Origin of the sequence: Stenotrophomonas sp. NA06056, assembly GCF_013364355.1 — a bacterium.
Taxonomy (GTDB): Bacteria; Pseudomonadota; Gammaproteobacteria; order Xanthomonadales; family Xanthomonadaceae; genus Stenotrophomonas.
Genome location: NZ_CP054931.1, coordinates 3,060,420 through 3,076,575, shown reverse-complemented (window position 1 = coordinate 3,076,575; position 16,156 = coordinate 3,060,420). Strand labels below are relative to the sequence as shown.

The window sequence follows — 16,156 nt, the reverse complement described above, 5'->3', positions numbered from 1 at the left end:
TGACCGATGGCCTTGGCAGGCCCGGTCGCGCAGGCCTACCATCGGTTTTTTGCCGTCCTGCGGAGACCCCGATGAAACTGCGTCATGCCCTGCTGCCACTGAGCCTGCTGGCTGCCCTGCCCAGCGTCGCCGCTGCCCGTGGCCTGGAAGTCCGCGACATGGTGGCCATGGACCGCGTCTCCGCGCCGGTACTGACCGCTGACGGCGGCACCGTGGTGTTCGCCAAGCGCAGCACCGATGCCAACCTCAAAGCCAGCACCGCCCTGTTCGCGCGCAACCTGCGCACCCGCGATGCGGCGCCGCCGAAGCAGATCACCCCGGCTGGCTGGAACGTCAACTCCGCATCGCTGTCGGCCGATGGCCAGACCGTGTACTTCCTCAGCGCCAAGAACGGCAGCCAGCAGCTGTACGCGCTGCCGATCAGCGGCGGTGCTCCGCGCCAGCTGACCGATTTCCCGGTGGACGTGGACAGCTACCACGTGTCGCCGCAGGACGACCGCGTGCTGTTCAGCGCCGGCGTGTTCCAGGCCTGTGCCTCGGACCTGGCCTGCACCGAAAAGAAGCTGAAGGACGTGGCCGGCGCCAAGGCCAGCGGCAAGGTCTTCGATTCGCTGTTCGTGCGCCACTGGGATACCTGGAACGACGGCCGTCGCAACACCCTGTTCGTGGCGCCGCTGCCGGCGGCCAAGGCCGGCGCGGTCAAGGGCGCTTCGGCGCTGAGCGCGACCATCGATGGCGATGCCCCGTCCAAGCCGTTTGGTGGCAATGACGATTTCGCGTGGTCGCCGGATGGCAGCAGCGTAGTCGCCAGCATCCGCGTGGCCGGCAAGCAGGAATCGTGGTCGACCAACTTCGACCTGTACCGCTTCGATGCCGCCGGCAAGCAGGCGCCGGTCAACCTGACCGCATCGAATCCGGCCTGGGATGCAGGCCCGGTGTTCAGCGCCGATGGCAAGACCCTGTTCTACCGCGCGATGAAGCGCCCGGGCTTCGAAGCCGATCGCTTCGGCCTGATGGCGATGGACCTGGCCAGCGGCAAGACCCGCGAGATCGCGCCGCAGTGGGATCGTTCGGCCGGTGGCATCGCCCTGTCCGCCGACGGCGCCAGCATCTACACCACGGCCGATGACCTCGGCGAACACCCGCTGTTCCAGATCGACGTGGCCAGCGGCAAGGCCACCAAGCTGATCGGCGACGGCAGCGTCACCGCAGTCGACGTGGCCGGCAACAGCGTGGCGATCACCCGCAACAGCCTGAAGAGCAACGACCAGGTACTGGTCGGCCTGCTGCCGGCCGCCGGCGAGCCGATCGGCGCGCTGCGCGCGCTGACTCCGGCCGCTGGTGAGGTGCTGAAGGACGTGTCCTTCGGCGACTACGAGCAGTTCGAGTTCAAGGGCTGGAACAACGACACCGTTCACGGTTACGTGGTCAAGCCGCACAACTACCAGGAAGGCAAGTCGTATCCGGTCGCGTTCCTGATCCATGGCGGCCCGCAGGGCAGCTTCGGCAATGGCTGGAGCTACCGTTGGAATCCGCAGACCTACGCCGGTCAGGGCTACGCCGTGGTGATGATCGACTTCCATGGCTCCACCGGTTACGGCCAGGCCTTCACCGATGCGATCAGCCAGCACTGGGGCGACCGTCCGCTGGAAGACCTGCAGAAGGGCTGGAGCGCGGCACTGAAGAAGTACGACTTCCTCAACGGTGACAAGGCCTGTGCACTGGGCGCCAGCTACGGCGGCTTCATGGTCAACTGGATCGCCGGCAACTGGAACAGCCCGTTCAAGTGCCTGGTCAACCATGATGGCGTGTTCGACCAGCGCATGATGGGTTACGCCACCGAAGAACTGTGGTTCACCGAGTGGGAGCAGGGCGGTACCCCGTACCAGAAGGCGGCCAACTACGAGAAGTTCAATCCGGTCAACCACGTGGCGGACTGGAAGAAGCCGATCCTGGTGATCCACGGCCAGCAGGACTTCCGCATTCCGGTCGAGCAGGGCCTGGCCGCGTTCACCGCTGCCCAGCGCCAGGGCATCGAGTCGAAGTTCCTGTACTTCCCGGATGAAAACCACTGGGTGCTGAAGCCGAACAACAGCATCCTCTGGCATGACACCGTCAACGCCTGGCTGAAGCAGCACATCGGCGAATAAGCGATACCGGTGCCGCCCTTCGGGGCGGCGCTTTTGTTTCGCCATCTGCTTCACCGGTGGGTGCCGACCGTTGGTCGGCACACCTCCCTGAGCTTCCGCCAACAGCAGCCGAGCACGGCTCGGCTCTACAAGAGCGCCTGCATGCCCTCGACTGCCCTGATCCAGAACGACATCGTCGTCTTCGGCCTTATCGCCGCCACCCTCGGTGCCGTGTTCTGGACCGCTTCGCGCGAGCAGGGGCTGTGGAAGCGCTTCTACACCTTCGTGCCGGCGCTGCTGCTGTGCTATCTGCTGCCTGGCATCTACAACACCATCGGCTTGATCGACGGGCAGAACACCAAGCTGTACAACCCGGTCGCGCGTGACATCCTGCTGCCGGCAGCGCTGATCCTGCTGACGCTGGCGGTGGACATCAAGGGCATCCTGCGGCTGGGCCCGAAGCTGGTGCTGATGTACCTCGGCGCTTCGGCCAGCATCATGCTGGGTGCGGTGGTAGCGTTCCTGGTGATGCGCGCGATCCATCCCGATACCGTGGCCGGTGATACCTGGGCTGGCATGGCCGCACTGGCGGGCAGCTGGATCGGCGGTGGTGCCAACATGCTGGCGATGCGCGAAGTGTTCGACGTCAACGCAACCACCTTCGGCCAGTTCGCCGTGGTCGATGTGGGTGTTGGATATGTGTGGATGGCGGCGCTGATCTTCCTCGCCGGGCGCGCGGCGAAAATCGATGCGCGCAGCGGTGCCGACACCTCGGCCATCGACGAACTGAAGGAGCGCATCGCGCGCTTCCAAGCCGAGCACGAGCGCATTCCCAGCCTGACCGACCTGATGCTGATCGTGGCCGTGGCCTTCGGTGGCGTTGGTCTTGCCCACGCCATCGGCGCGCCGCTGGCGGCCTGGTTCAAGGTCAATGTCAGCTGGGCATCGCAGTTCAGCCTGGATGCGCCGTTCGTGTGGGTAGTGGTGCTGTCGACCACGCTCGGCCTTGGCCTCAGCTTCACCCGCGCACGCACCCTGGAAGGCGCGGGCGCCTCACGACTGGGGTCGCTGCTGCTGTATTTCCTGATCGCCTGCATCGGCATGCAGATGGATCTGCTGGCGCTGCTTGATCGCCCGTGGCTGTTCCTGCTCGGCATCATCTGGATCAGCGTGCACATCGTGCTGCTGTGGTGCCTGGGCAAACTGCTGAAGGTGCCGTTCTTCTACTTCGCCATCGGTTCGCAGTCGAACATCGGTGGACCGGCCTCGGCACCGGTGGTGGCCGCCGCGTTCCATCCGGCGCTGGCGCCGGTGGGCGTGCTGCTGGGCACGATGGGATATGCCACCGGCACCTATCTGGCGTATGTGGTGGGCATCACCCTGCGTGCGCTGGCCGGGCAGGGATGATCATTCAACGGTAGCGCCGGGCCATGCCCGGCGAGCCGCATCGCGGCGGTGGATGTTCATGCCGCCGGGCATGGCCCGGCGCTACCGATGCGTTACGCCACCGGCAAACCGCGCTCGATCAACCACGCCTTGGCGTCTTCCGCATCCTGCTCGAACCACGCCTTCGTCGACCCCAATCGATACGTATACCCCCACGCATCCATGTCGGCCATCAGCCGCTCACTGCCGACACCGGGCAGGTGCGCGGCCAGCACGATCTGCAGGTAGCAGGTGGCGTCTTCTTCGGGCACTGAATCGGTGGCGTCGGTATGCACCTGCGCGCGCCGCTCCGGCGGCAGCACGATCAGGTGGCAGGCTTCGTGCAGCATCGAGTGCACGGGCGTGTCATCGCGCACGTACACGTCGCTGGCGATGATGCCGGCCTCGGGCTCGCCCCAGTAACTGCCCGGGATCGGTTCGCCGGCTGCAACGTGGTGCAGCCGCAGCTCATGCGTGGCAAGCAGGCGCTGCGCATCGGCGAAGGCGATGTCGCCGACGCGGGTAACGTTCGGTTCGGGCGTGGTATCAGTCATGCGGGTCAGGCAGCCCCGCCCATGCAGGCACGGGCGGGGCAGGGGGTCAGGGTTTGTCCGGGCCTTCAGGCAGCGCCACGGAAATGTCCAGCACGTCGTGCTGGCCATCCTTGACCAGGTCCACCTTCACTGCATCGACGTCGATGTTGACGTACTTCTTGATCACTTCCAGCAGCTCGCGCTGCAGCAGCGGCAGATAGTCGGGACCGCCACGGTGGCTGCGCTCCTGCGCGATGATGATCTGCAGGCGGTTCTTGGCGGTTTCGGCGGTGGTCTTCTTCGCTTTGAGGAAATCAAACAGGCCCATGCTTACCCTCCGAACAGCTTGCTGAAGAAGCCCTTCTTCTCGACGTTGGTGAAGCGCATCGGGCGTTCTTCGCCGAGGATGCGCGCGACGGCGTCGTCATAGGCCTGGCCGGCAGCGGATTCGCCGTCCAGGATGACCGGCTCGCCCTTGTTGGAGGCATTGAGCACGTCGCCCGATTCGGGAATCACGCCGATCGCCTTCAGGCCAAGGACTTCCTCGACGTCGGCGATGCTGAGCATCTCGCCACTTTCCACGCGCACCGGGGTGTAGCGGGTCAGCAGCAGGAAGGCTGGCACATCCTGGCCGGACTCGGCCTTGTGGGTCTTCGAATCGAGCAGGCCGATGATGCGGTCCGAGTCGCGCACCGACGATACTTCCGGGTTCACTACCACCACTGCACGGTCGGCGAAGTACATCGCCAGGAAGGCACCCTTCTCGATGCCGGCCGGGGAGTCGCAGATGATGTAGTCGAAGCCGTCGGCGGCCAGGTCCTTCAGGACCTTGCCCACGCCTTCCTGGGTCAGCGCATCCTTGTCGCGGGTCTGCGAGGCAGCCAGCACGTACAGGTTGTCGAAGCGCTTGTCCTTGATCAGGGCCTGCTTGAGGGTGGCTTCGCCGTGCACGACGTTGACGAAGTCGTACACCACGCGGCGTTCGCAGCCCATGATCAGGTCGAGGTTGCGCAGGCCGACGTCGAAGTCGATCACCGCCACCTTCTTGCCACGCTTTGCCAGGCCGCACGCAAGGCTGGCGCTGGAAGTGGTCTTGCCGACGCCGCCTTTGCCGGAGGTGACTACGATGATTTCAGCCAAAGGACTTCTCCTGATGATTCTGTTTGAGGTGCTGCGTCAGTCCAGCGCAGCGATCTTGATCTGGTCCTGTTCCAGCCACACCTGCACGGCCTTGCCGCGCAGGTTGTCCGGGACATCGTCCAGCACCTTGTAATGGCCTGCAATGGCGACCAGTTCCGCATGGAAATCACGGCAGAAAATGCGTGCCGCGGTGTTGCCCTGGGCCCCTGCCAGCGCGCGGCCGCGCAGGGTTCCGTAGATATGGATGCTGCCATCGGCGATGACCTCGGCGCCGGCGCCGACGGTGGCCATCACGGTCAGGTCGCAGTTTTCCGCATACAGCTGCTGGCCCGAACGCACGTTGCCCAGCTGCATGCGGCCTGGCTGTGGCGCGGCGGCATCGCTGGCCTTGCCCATTGGCGTGGCCGGAGCCGGAGCCGGTGCGGCTTTTGGCTCAGCGCGGGCGGCACGCCGCGGTTCCGGTGCCGGCGGCGGGGCAGTCTCTGCCTCGGCGCGCTCGTACTGGGCACGGAACTTGGCCAGCAGCGGGAGGCCGAGCTGCTGCGAGAGCAGGTCGACCGCGCTGGTGCCATAGGCCAATGCCACCGGCAGTACGCCGGCACTGCGCAGGCCATCGACCAGTGCCTGCGCCGTGGCCACGTCGGGCACCTGGCTGAGGCCGCCGAAGTCCAGGATCACCGCTGCCCGGCCGAACAGCTTCGGCGCGCGGCTCACCCGTTCCTGCATTTCCTGCACGAGGCGTTCAACATCAAGGGTGCGGATGCGCAGGTTGGCGATGCCCACCTGGCCGATCTTCAGTTCACCGGCCTGTTCGTAATCGAAATTCACCGCCACGCTCAGGTCCCCGTCGGCCGCTGTGCCTGCGCCGGCAGCTGCCGGTCGCGCGCCCACGCTACATCGGGCAGCTTGCCGCCATAGGTTTCGTTCACCCATGGGAAGCTGCACAGTTCCTTGGCCAGCATGCTGGCCCGCACGTCCACCTGCGGCATGGTGTTCTGGCCCAGCTCGCGGAAGCCGAAGCTGCCGTGGAAGAGCAGGGCGGCATCGGCGCCATGGTCGAGGAACACTTCGCAGGTCATCTGCGGGTAGCGCAGCTCGGCGAAGCTCTGCGCATCGGCGTAGAACGCACGGCCGACGCCACCACCGCGGCGGCGGCTGGCGACCACGATGCGGTCGATATAGAAGAAGGGGGTGTTCAGCTGTTGCTTGAACCAGGCGAAATTGCTGCTGTCGTGCTGGCTGTCGCTGCCGAAGCCGATCAGGAAGCCGGCCAGGTTGCCGTCGCGCTCGGCGACGCGGAAATACTCAGCGGTTGCGTAGAACAGGCGCAGGCGCTCGGCATCCAGGGGAAGGATGGCCAGGCCAGCATTGTTGTTCAAAGCCAGGACGGAATCGAGCTCGTGCTCGCGCACGTCGCGGATGACAATCGACATTGTGACTCCGTGGGGTAACGCGGTTGGTCCATTACAAGACCCTGCGCATGATTATTGCATGCCCGGGGTGGGCTGCGGCATGAACAGGGGATATGCCCAAGCATGACTTTCGGCGCTTGGGAGCGGCCGCGCACAGGCTACGATGGGTGATGCTGGCCCGACTCAACCACAATGCAATGCTGCGCTACTCCGGGTTGTTCACCTGGGGCACCGTCGGCCTTTGGCTTGCGATCTACCTGATCGACCCGGTGTCGCTGACGCTGGAGAGCCTGGACGGCGAGGCCGGCTTCCGGATCATTCCCTGGGCCTCGGCCTACCTGGCGTTCGGCTTCGTGTACTGGGTGCTGACCCGCTCGTTGGGCGAGAGTCGGCCCGGGTTCTTCGACCATGCCGCACTGATCCTGCTGACGGCCTGCGCGATCGGCGTGAGCTATTTCTCCGGCACCGCGCTGGGCAGCATCCTGCTGATGGTGGTGGCCGGCCTGCTGCCCTGGCTGCTGGGCCCGCGCATCGGGGTGGTGTGGCTGGTGGCCAGCAACCTGGCCGTGCTGCCGGTCTACATCCAGCCGCTGGGCTTCCCGCCGGTCATCGCCGTGCTGCAGGCCGTCGGCTACATGGGCTTCTCCAGCTTCGTGTTCGTGATCGCGCTGGTGGCCCGCCGCCAGGCCGAGGCGCGCGAGGAGCAGCGCCGCCTGAATGCCGAGCTGCGCGCCACCCGTGCGCTGCTGGCCGAAAGCGCGCGGGTGAACGAGCGCACCCGCATTTCGCGTGAACTGCACGATCTGCTGGGCCATCAGCTGACCGCGCTGACCCTGAACCTGGAAGTCGCCGGCCATCTGGCCGAGGGCCAGGCGCTGGAGCACGTGAAGCGCTCACATGCGCTGGCCAAACTGCTGCTGGGCAACGTGCGCGAGGTGGTCAGCCAGCTGCGCGAGACCGGCGCGATCGACCTGGCCGCTGCCCTGCGTCCGCTGACCGAGCATGTGCCCTCGCTGGACATCCAGCTGGAAATCGAGGAGCCGCTGAACGTGGAAGACCCGCAGCGGGCCCACGTGCTGCTGCGCTGTACCCAGGAGATCATCACCAACACGGTGCGCCATGCCGGCGCACGCCACCTCTGGCTGCGGGTGTACCGTGAGGTCCCGGACCAGGTCGTTGTGGAGGCCCGCGACGACGGCGTCGGGGCGGAAACGGTCAATGTGGGCAATGGTTTGCGCGGCATGCGCGAACGCCTGCAACAATGTGGAGGCCAGCTGCAGGTGGAGACCCGCCCCGGCGAAGGCTTCCGGCTGCGGGCGACGGTACCGGCAACGGTGCTGACGGCCCTTACCCAGGTTCCTGAAGGAGTGCGTTGATGATTCGCGTCTGCCTGGTCGACGACCAAACCCTGGTGCGGCAGGGGATCCGCTCGCTGCTGGCGCTCGACGACGGCATCGAAGTGGTGGCCGAGGCCGCCGATGGCCGCCAGGCGGTCGAGTTGATCCCGCAGATCCGTCCGGATGTGGTCCTGATGGACATGCGCATGCCGGTGATGTCCGGGCTGGAGGCGCTGCAGGTGCTGTCACGGCAGGAACAGCTGCCGCCGACCATCATCCTGACCACCTTCGACGATGATCAGCTGGTATTGGCCGGGCTGAAGGCCGGTGCCAAGGGCTACCTGCTCAAGGACGTAACCCTGGCGCAGCTGGTCGGGGCGATCCGCACGGTGGCCGATGGCGGTTCGCTGGTGCAGCCGGCGGTGACCCAGCGCCTGCTGTCCGGCCTGGAGCACATGCGCAACGATTTCGTCAGCCTGGACCGCCCCGACCCGCTGACCGACCGCGAGACCGAGATCCTGCGGCTGATGGCCAGCGGTTTCTCCAACAAGGAGATCGCCAATTCGCTGGGGGTCGCCGAGGGCACGATCAAGAACCATGTGTCCAACATCCTCTCCAAGCTGGGCGTGCGCGACCGTACGCGTGCGGTCCTGAAAGCGTTTGAACTCCAGTTGGTGTGAGGAAAATCGTTTAACGACAAAGACTTGGCGTGAAGTCAGGGCCCGGATTCAGGGTTGCTCCCTGTTTGCCCCCTACTTGCCGGGTACGCGGATGCGTTACCCTTCGAATTCTTTGTGCATACAAATGCGCAGCCGGCACGGAAACCGGTGCGCCAATCCCGATAACCAATGCCCGCGAAGCCTGCTAGGATTGGCGCTTCGCTTCAATCAACCCGGCCGTGGGATCGGCCCCGGAGACTCTCTGAATGACCCGTATTATCGAGTTCCTGATCGCCTTGGGGATCGTGGCTGGCCTGTTCGTCATCATTGGCGTCTGTCTGCCGGGCGAGCGTCACATCACCGAAAGCATCGAGACCAACCGCAAGATGACGATCGTGTACGACACGGTCAGCAGCCTGCGCCGCTTCAAAGACTGGAACCCGCTGGTCCTGCGCGATCCCGCCGTTGAACTGAAGCTGTCCGGCCCGGCCTCCGGCGTCGGCGCCACCCTCGACTTCACCTCCAAGGACCTGGGCACCGGTTCCTGGAAAGTGACCGAAGCCGAAGAGAACAAGCGTGTTGTGATCGCCATCGAGGACCCGACCCGGGGCCACGACAAGGTCACCACCTTCAACCTGGAGCCGACCGGCAAGGGTGGCCGCAACGTCAAGATCACCCAGGACTACTCGGTGAAGTACGGCTTCGACCTGTTCGGCCGCTACGCAGGCCTGTATGTCAGCCGCCAGATCGGTGATGACATCAAGATGGGGCTGTCGCGCATGGCTAACATGCTGGCCACCGTGCCGAACGTCGACTACCGCACCGCCGAAGCGCCGCTGACCGATCTGGGCATCGTCGATGTCCCGGCCGAAGACCTGCTGGTGGTTACCGCCGGCAACGTCGACCGCGGCCAGGAATCCATCACCAAGTCCATCAAGGACAATCAGGAGTGGATCAAGCGCGTGATCGAGGCCAATGGCCTGGAAGCCGCCGGTCCGCTGCGTATCATCACCACCGATTTCGGTGCTGAGAAGTACGCCTTCGACATCGCCCAGCCGGTGAAGAAGAAGGGCGCCGAAGGCGTGCCGGCCGAACAGCTGACCGTCAAGATCGACGGCGGCGCACCGGTCAAGTACGTCCGCGTTGCTCCGCATCGTTCGGCGCATGCGGCCTACACCGGCCACATGGCAGGTCTGGACGTGGCCCGCAGCGCCCTGCGTGCCTGGGCCGTGACCTCGGGCAACGAAGTCATCGACCGTCCGTACGAAACCTGGAAGGACGGCGTGGACAAGTCGTTCACCCCGGAAGCGACCTACGACATCTACTGGGCCGTCAAGTAAGCCTCGGCTGACCCATGTAGTGTTGGACACGAAAACGCGCCGCTTCCTGCGGCGCGTTTTTTTTCATCTCGAGCCCGGTATCGGGCATTGCGCAAGGAGCTGTCATGTTCAATTCCGAACGACGCGCGCGTAAACCGTCGTTGCTGGCCTGCCTGGGGGCGCTGCTGGCGGCCGCCTCGATCGGTCTGTCTGCCTATGCCGCGCACGGCGTGTCCGATCCGCTGGCGCAGCAGCATCTGAACATGGCGGCGTTGTACGCGTTTGCCCACGGTGCGGTACTGGCAGCGCTCGGTCCGCGCGCGCAGGGCGCGATCGCGCATCTGGCCTTGTACGTGTTGCTGCTGGGCGTGCTGCTGTTCGCCGGCAGCCTGGTGGGCGGCGCACTGTGGCAGTGGCCGACGCGACTGGCGCCGGTAGGCGGCACCACGCTGATGGCCGGATGGGTACTGTTGGGTATCAACGCGTTGAGACGCTGACCGCAGCGCCCACGCATGGCCAGCGCCGGGCCATGCCCGGCTTCAAGCGCAGCGACCCGCTTCTGCCTTTGCTCTTTTGTTCCATTCCGTGGCGAACGCACGCGGGAACTGTCCGTGGCCGGGAGGGTGGGCGGCGCAGGGGCGTAAGCGCCATGGATGGCGCGCCCGAGCTTACATGGACGTACTTGCAGCGGCCCCTGCGCCGCCCACCCTCCCGGCCAACCCGGGATCGCAGTCAAGCGTTCGCCACGAGGGGCTCAGCCGTTGGCCGGTTTCCAGCACCAGTGCCACGGTTCGTAGACGATCCCATGCGGGTTGTCGCGCGGATAGCTCAGATGGAACCCATGCGCTCCGGCATTGGCCTGCAGCCACGCAAACGCGGCCGTCGCCTCGAAGGTCTCTTCTGCCGGCGCGTCCCCCGGCGTGCCGATGTCCAGTGCGTGACCACTGTGGTGTTCGCTGAATCCTGGCGCAGCATTGACCTGCAGGATCTGCGCCACACTCTGCCCGCGCGCCAACTTCCGTTCGAAAATGCCGAGCTGATACGCATGGCTGCGGAAGCCGGAGATCGCGTCCAGTGCAATGCCATCCCGCGCAGCGTGCAGGCGCATCCGTCGCCAGCCCTGCGCGGCACCGCGCCGCAGCCACAACGGGCGTGCGAAGCGATCGCGTCCGGCGAAGTGCAGCAGGCAGGGCTCGGCCTCCAGCGCCAATCCACTGTCCTGCGCATAGCGCTGCGCATCCAGACCCAGCTGCTGCAGGCGTTGCTGCAGGCCGGTCAGCGGCAGCCACTGGTCTTCCAGTGCAGCACCGAACGGCCGTGACCGCGCGCCTTCCAGCAACGCCAGCGCGTCCTCCACGCCCGGTTCGCGTGGCAGCCGCGGCACCAGCGAGTGCACACCGTGCGCCAGCACTGCCGCCAGGTAGCGGCCATCCTGCTTGCGCCGCAGCACCCAGTACGCGCGTGCCAGCAGGCGGGCGTCGAGATTGCTGCGCGCGCGCAGCAGCGGCGCTGGCCACAGTTCGACGGTCTCGGTGTTGATCAACAGTGGAGCGGTGCGGTGCATCGATCCAGCTTACTGCCGTGGCGCCGTGGCGGCCACCTTGCGCAGCGCCTTCAGCAGCGCCTGCGGGCGCTCCAGGCTGAGCAGCAGGGTGCTGCCGCCGCGCACCGGAATCACCAGCGTGCGTGCGCGGTCGGTAACCAGGGCAAAGCCCTTGCCGCCGCCCTGCAGGCGGAAGTGTCCCGAATAGAAGCCGGGCATGCTGTAGCCATTGGTCTTGAAGCGGATGCCATAGCGACGATCACGGCCCAGGTCGACCACCTCGGCCTGGTCCAGCAGCAGGTCGGCCACCGGCGTGCGGCGGCGATACAGCGTTGAGCGTACGTCCAGCACCGGCCCGTCCAGTACCACCCGGCGACGGAAGAAGGCCCAGCCCAGGCCGATGCCGATCAGCACGGTCACCGCCAGGCTCCACGCCGCACTGCCGCCCATCAGGAAGAAGGGCGGCGACAGGGTGACCTCGATCCACGGTGCCTGCGTGCGGTTGTCGTGCAACTGCGCCCAGCTGCCGATGCCCAGTACCGCCAGTACCGGCAGCAGTACCCACAGCACCCGCAGCGGGGAGCTGTCCGCCAGCTCGAACGGTTGCGGGTCGCTGCCGCTCATCGCTGTGCGCCTACCCAGCGCGCCACGTCATCAATCAGCTGTGCATCGACGTGGCCGGGCTGGGCGTATTCCTTCAGCGAGCTGGGGCCGCTGCCGGCGATGCCGATGTGGTTCAGTGCCGGGTAGGCCTGCCATTGCACGTCCGTGCGCTTGGCCAGTGCCTGCTTCCACAGCGTCCAGTCGGCATCCGGCACCTGGAAGTCACGGCCGCCATGCAGCATCAGCAACGGCTTGTGCAGGGCCAGCGCATCGGCGCGTGCGTTCACTGCTTCGATGCTCTTCCAGAACGTCTGCGGCACACCCAATGGCAGTTCGCTGGCGGCTGCAGGCGTGTCGCTGCGGGCCGCGGCGATCTGCGCGGCCAGTTTGTCCAGGAACGCCTGTTCCGGGGCACTGATCGCGCCGTCCAGCGACAACAGGTAGCGATTCTGCTCCGGCAGCAGTTCAAGCAGCGTGCGCGCAGGTGCTGCCCACAGGATCGCGCCGCGCGCCTGTGGCCAGCGGCTGGCGATGCGCGGGGCGAGCATGCCGCCCTGGCTGTGGCCGAGCACGAAGATCCGCTTGCCATCGATGCGTGGGTCCGCCGCCAGCGCGCTCAACGCCGCAACGGCGTCGTCGGTGGTCTCGTCATCAACGTCGAAGCTGCCGCTCTGGAAATCCTGCGGGCGGGCATGGGTGCGCTTGTCGTAGCGCAGCACGGCGATTCCCTGCGCGGCCAGGCCGCGGGCGATGTCCAGGAACGGGCGATTGCCGCCGATGGTTTCGTCGCGATCCTGCGGGCCGGAACCGTGTACCAGCACTACGGCCGGGAACGGGCCTTTGCCCTTGGGCAGGGCCAACGTGCCGGGCAGCGCACCGCGCGCCTGCGGCACGCTGAAATCGGCTTCGCTGTAGTTCGCGTCGGCTGGCGGTGGCGGTGCCTTGGCAGCGGGCGCCGGGCGCAACAGCAGTCCGGCCACCTTGTCCTGCGCGTTCACCGCCACCTGCGCGATCACCGCACCACCGGCGAACTGCAGCGGCACCTCCACCAGGTGCAGGCCCTGCTGCTCGCTGCTGCGCGCGGGTCCGCGCTGCTTCAGTTCACCCAGCGACTGCCACAGGCCCTGCAGCTTGTCGGCAGGCACGGCTGCGGCCATCTGCGGGGTCAGCATGGCTTCGGCATCGGCGATCCGCCCCGCCTGCAGGTGATCGAGCAGGCGCGCAGCGACCTGATGCGGTTCTGCCGCCGAGGCAGCGGCGGACAGCAGGGCAAGGGAAACAGCAAGCAACGAACGGCGTGCGCTCATGGTTGCAGCTCCTTCTTGAAGACCAGCAGGGCCGGGCGCATCGGCGCCGGGATGATGATGTTGACCAGCTCCCAGCCCAGCTGACCCTGGCGGCTGAGTTCGGCCTGGATGTCGTCGGCTTTCTGCAGGCCCATCATCGTTGTCTTGACCTCGACGGTCAGGTAATTCCAGCGCTTGCTCATTCCTTGTCCTCCGGCGATGGCTTGGGTTTGGGCAGGCGTCCTGCCTTGCGCAGTGCGTCGCGCAGCACGTATTCGATCTGTGCGTTGAGGCTGCGCAGTTCATCGTCCGCCCAGCGCTGTGCGGCCGCCAGGACCTCGGCGTTGATGCGCAGCGGATAGGCTTTTTTCTCGCTCATGCAGACTCCTGGCGGGGCGGTGGGGCGCCCCGTTGCGAGGGTGGTTCAGTACAGCGAACCGGTGTTGACGACCGGCTGCGTGCCGCGGTCCGAGCACAACACGGTCAACAGGTTGCTGACCATGTGCGCCTTGCGCTCCTCATCCAGCTGCACCACGCCGTTCTTCTGCAGTTCGGCCAGCGCCATCTCGACCATGCCGACCGCACCGGCGACGATGCGCGTGCGTGCGGCGATCACCGCATTGGCCTGCTGCCGCTGCAACATCGCCTGGGCGATTTCAGCGGCGTAGGCGAGGTGGCTGATGCGCGCATCGATCACCTGCACGCCGGCATCGGCGAGGCGTTCGGCCAGTTCGTTCTTCAGGTGCTGGGAGATCTCGCTGGCATGGCTGCGCAGTGCCAGCTGGCCATCCTCGTGCTGGTCGTAGGGGTAGCTGGTGGCCATCGCGCGCAACGCCGATTCGGACTGGATGTGCACGAAGCTCTCGTAGTCGTCCACGTTGTAGACCGCTTCGGAAGCGTCGACCACCTGCCAGACGATCACCGCGGCGATCTCGATCGGGCTGCCGTCCAGCTCGTTGACCTTCAGCTTGCCGCTCTCGAAATTGCGCACGCGCTGGCTCACGCGGCGCTTGCTGAAGAAGGGATTGTTCCAGCGCAGGCCGTTGTCCTTGACGGTGCCTACGTACTTGCCGAACAGGCTGACCACCGCCGCCTGGTTGGGCTGCACGGTGTACAGGCCGGCCAGCGCGACCAGGGCCAGCGCGGCGATCAGCAGGCCGGCAAGGATCAGCAGCACGTTGGGCGAGCCGGTGCTGGCCTTCGCCGCGACCCCGGCCACGAACAGGGCGCCGCCGGCGAGGGCCACGACCAGGGACCCGGCGAGCGCGCCGAGGCCGTTGAGGGAGGACAGCGACTTCTCTTTCATGGCGGTACGTCCTTGAGGGTTCGAAGTGAAGATATCAAAGTGATATCACATTCGGGCTACCGTTCGTCGGGTGGGTGTCCCCTGATGCTTCGGCTGGACCGGATAGAATGCCCACCCGCCTTCACATTGCTGCTGGAACCCCGCCATGGCCAAGCTTGGAACCCCGTTGTCTCCCTCCGCCACCCGCGTGTTGCTGCTGGGCTCGGGCGAACTTGGCAAGGAGGTGGCCATCGAGCTGCAGCGGCTGGGCGTGGAAGTGATTGCCGCCGACCGTTACGCCGATGCCCCGGCGATGCAGGTCGCGCACCGCTCGCATGTGATCGACATGCTGGACGCGATGGCCCTGCGCCAGTTGATCGCGCAGGAGCAGCCGCACCTGGTGGTGCCGGAAATCGAAGCGATCCACACCGAAACCCTGGTGCAGCTGGAACAGGAGCAGGGCCTGCGGGTGATCCCGACCGCACGCGCCGCGCGCCTGACCATGGATCGTGAGGGCATTCGTCGCCTGGCTGCCGAGACGTTGGGCCTGCCGACTTCGCCGTACCGCTTTGTCGATACCGAGGCCGAGTACCGCGACGCAGTGGCAGCGATTGGCCTGCCGTGCGTGGTCAAGCCGGTGATGTCGTCCTCGGGCAAGGGCCAGAGCACGCTGCGCAGCGAGGCGGACATCGCCCCGGCATGGGACTACGCGCAGACCGGTGGCCGTGCAGGTGCCGGGCGCTGCATCGTCGAGGGTTTCATCGACTTCGACTACGAGATCACCCTGCTGACCGTGCGCCATGCCGGTGGCACCTCGTTCTGCGCGCCAATCGGTCACCTGCAGAAGGATGGCGACTATCGCGAAAGCTGGCAGCCGCAGCCGATGTCCAATGCGGCACTGGCACGTGCGGAAGAGATCTCGCGCGTGATCACGGACGACCTCGGTGGCTGGGGCCTGTTCGGTGTCGAGCTGTTCGTGAAGGGCGACGAAGTGTGGTTCAGCGAAGTATCACCGCGTCCGCACGACACCGGCCTGGTGACGCTGGTATCACAGGAACTGAGCGAATTCGCGCTGCATGCGCGGGCCATTCTTGGCCTGCCGATCCCGGTGATCCGCCAGAGCGGCCCGTCGGCCTCGTGCGCGCTGTTGGCACACGGCGAGGGCGTGCCGTACTTCAATAACGTGGCTGCTGCCCTGCAGGTGCCGGACACCGCCGTGCGCCTGTTCGGCAAGCCCAGCGTGCATGGCCAACGCCGCGTGGGCGTGACCCTGGCGCGCGCGGAAACCATTGACGAAGCGCGTGCCATCGCGCGTGATGCCGCCGAAGCCATCGGCGTCGAACTGCGCCCTTGAAAAAGAAGCGACGACCAACGGTCGTCGCCTACCGAATCTCGGTGGGTACCGACCGTTGGTCGGTACAGATTTCCGGTGGGTACCGATCGTTGGTCGGTACAGATTTCCGGTGGGTACCGATCGTTGGTCGG

Annotated in this window: 18 protein-coding genes; 7 read left to right on the top strand and 11 right to left on the bottom strand. The window is 66.1% G+C overall.

Annotated features, from left to right (window positions below; genetic code table 11):
- Positions 1-71 precede the first annotated feature (71 nt).
- Positions 72-2,150 (top strand): S9 family peptidase, encoded by a 2,079-nt coding sequence (locus HUT07_RS13785; protein ID WP_176021399.1) that lies wholly within the window; start codon positions 72-74, stop codon positions 2,148-2,150.
- A 141-nt stretch (positions 2,151-2,291) separates the two neighbouring features.
- A complete protein-coding gene (locus HUT07_RS13780) occupies positions 2,292-3,536 on the top strand; it encodes a DUF819 family protein (RefSeq protein ID WP_176021398.1) in 1,245 nt (414 codons plus the stop codon).
- 92 nt (positions 3,537-3,628) lie between these two features.
- On the opposite strand, the gene HUT07_RS13775 is transcribed toward HUT07_RS13780, so the two are convergent.
- The 5 genes from HUT07_RS13775 to HUT07_RS13755 are packed head-to-tail and all read right to left on the bottom strand — an operon-like array spanning position 3,629 to position 6,660.
- Complete coding sequence (locus HUT07_RS13775) at positions 3,629-4,108, bottom strand: hypothetical protein (RefSeq protein WP_176021397.1); 480 nt, start codon at positions 4,106-4,108, stop codon at positions 3,629-3,631.
- Positions 4,109-4,154: 46 nt separating this feature from the next.
- Positions 4,155-4,415, bottom strand: a complete 261-nt coding sequence (minE, locus tag HUT07_RS13770) for a cell division topological specificity factor MinE (RefSeq protein ID WP_005408532.1) — start codon at positions 4,413-4,415, stop codon at positions 4,155-4,157.
- Between the two features lie 2 nt (positions 4,416-4,417).
- On the bottom strand, positions 4,418-5,227 hold the full coding sequence (gene minD / locus HUT07_RS13765) for a septum site-determining protein MinD (RefSeq protein WP_176021396.1): 810 nt from the start codon (positions 5,225-5,227) through the stop codon (positions 4,418-4,420).
- Positions 5,228-5,263: 36 nt separating this feature from the next.
- Positions 5,264-6,055 (bottom strand): septum site-determining protein MinC, encoded by a 792-nt coding sequence (minC, locus tag HUT07_RS13760; RefSeq protein ID WP_254898872.1) that lies wholly within the window; start codon positions 6,053-6,055, stop codon positions 5,264-5,266.
- Between the two features lie 8 nt (positions 6,056-6,063).
- Entirely contained in the window at positions 6,064-6,660 is a 597-nt protein-coding gene (locus tag HUT07_RS13755; RefSeq protein ID WP_108265313.1) for a GNAT family N-acetyltransferase, read from the bottom strand.
- Positions 6,661-6,809: 149 nt separating this feature from the next.
- Here HUT07_RS13755 and HUT07_RS13750 point away from each other — a divergent pair, with 149 nt between their 5' ends.
- From HUT07_RS13750 to HUT07_RS13735, 4 genes are all read left to right on the top strand, one after another.
- Entirely contained in the window at positions 6,810-8,015 is a 1,206-nt protein-coding gene (locus HUT07_RS13750; RefSeq protein WP_176021394.1) for a sensor histidine kinase, read from the top strand.
- Positions 8,015-8,656, top strand: coding sequence for a response regulator transcription factor (locus HUT07_RS13745; RefSeq protein ID WP_025873873.1), 642 nt, complete (start codon positions 8,015-8,017; stop codon positions 8,654-8,656). Before HUT07_RS13750 ends, HUT07_RS13745 begins: the two co-directional genes overlap by 1 nt.
- 245 nt (positions 8,657-8,901) lie before the next feature.
- Positions 8,902-9,975 (top strand): SRPBCC family protein, encoded by a 1,074-nt coding sequence (locus tag HUT07_RS13740; protein ID WP_176021393.1) that lies wholly within the window; start codon positions 8,902-8,904, stop codon positions 9,973-9,975.
- A gap of 104 nt (positions 9,976-10,079) precedes the next feature.
- Complete coding sequence (locus HUT07_RS13735) at positions 10,080-10,451, top strand: DUF423 domain-containing protein (RefSeq protein ID WP_176021392.1); 372 nt, start codon at positions 10,080-10,082, stop codon at positions 10,449-10,451.
- 257 nt (positions 10,452-10,708) lie between these two features.
- Here the strand turns inward: HUT07_RS13735 and HUT07_RS13730 are convergent, their stop codons facing one another.
- The 6 genes from HUT07_RS13730 to HUT07_RS13705 are packed head-to-tail and all read right to left on the bottom strand — an operon-like array spanning position 10,709 to position 14,692.
- Positions 10,709-11,518 (bottom strand): M15 family metallopeptidase, encoded by an 810-nt coding sequence (locus tag HUT07_RS13730; protein WP_176021391.1) that lies wholly within the window; start codon positions 11,516-11,518, stop codon positions 10,709-10,711.
- 9 nt (positions 11,519-11,527) lie between these two features.
- Positions 11,528-12,121 (bottom strand): PH domain-containing protein, encoded by a 594-nt coding sequence (locus tag HUT07_RS13725; protein WP_176021390.1) that lies wholly within the window; start codon positions 12,119-12,121, stop codon positions 11,528-11,530.
- Positions 12,118-13,407: an alpha/beta fold hydrolase gene (locus HUT07_RS13720; RefSeq protein ID WP_176021389.1), complete on the bottom strand. Its 1,290-nt coding sequence runs from the start codon at positions 13,405-13,407 to the stop codon at positions 12,118-12,120. The genes HUT07_RS13725 and HUT07_RS13720 overlap by 4 nt, the downstream gene beginning before the upstream one ends.
- Positions 13,404-13,589 (bottom strand): DUF4177 domain-containing protein, encoded by a 186-nt coding sequence (locus HUT07_RS13715; RefSeq protein WP_176021388.1) that lies wholly within the window; start codon positions 13,587-13,589, stop codon positions 13,404-13,406. Before HUT07_RS13715 ends, HUT07_RS13720 begins: the two co-directional genes overlap by 4 nt.
- Positions 13,586-13,765, bottom strand: a complete 180-nt coding sequence (locus tag HUT07_RS13710; protein ID WP_005412615.1) for a hypothetical protein — start codon at positions 13,763-13,765, stop codon at positions 13,586-13,588. The genes HUT07_RS13715 and HUT07_RS13710 overlap by 4 nt, the downstream gene beginning before the upstream one ends.
- A 45-nt stretch (positions 13,766-13,810) precedes the next feature.
- On the bottom strand, positions 13,811-14,692 hold the full coding sequence (locus HUT07_RS13705) for an SPFH domain-containing protein (RefSeq protein WP_025873866.1): 882 nt from the start codon (positions 14,690-14,692) through the stop codon (positions 13,811-13,813).
- Between the two features lie 145 nt (positions 14,693-14,837).
- On the opposite strand from HUT07_RS13705, the gene purT reads away from it, so the two are divergent.
- The gene (purT, locus tag HUT07_RS13700; protein WP_176021387.1) at positions 14,838-16,025 is read left to right on the top strand and encodes a formate-dependent phosphoribosylglycinamide formyltransferase; all 1,188 of its coding nucleotides are present in this window, start codon (positions 14,838-14,840) and stop codon (positions 16,023-16,025) included.
- Positions 16,026-16,156: the final 131 nt, after the last annotated feature.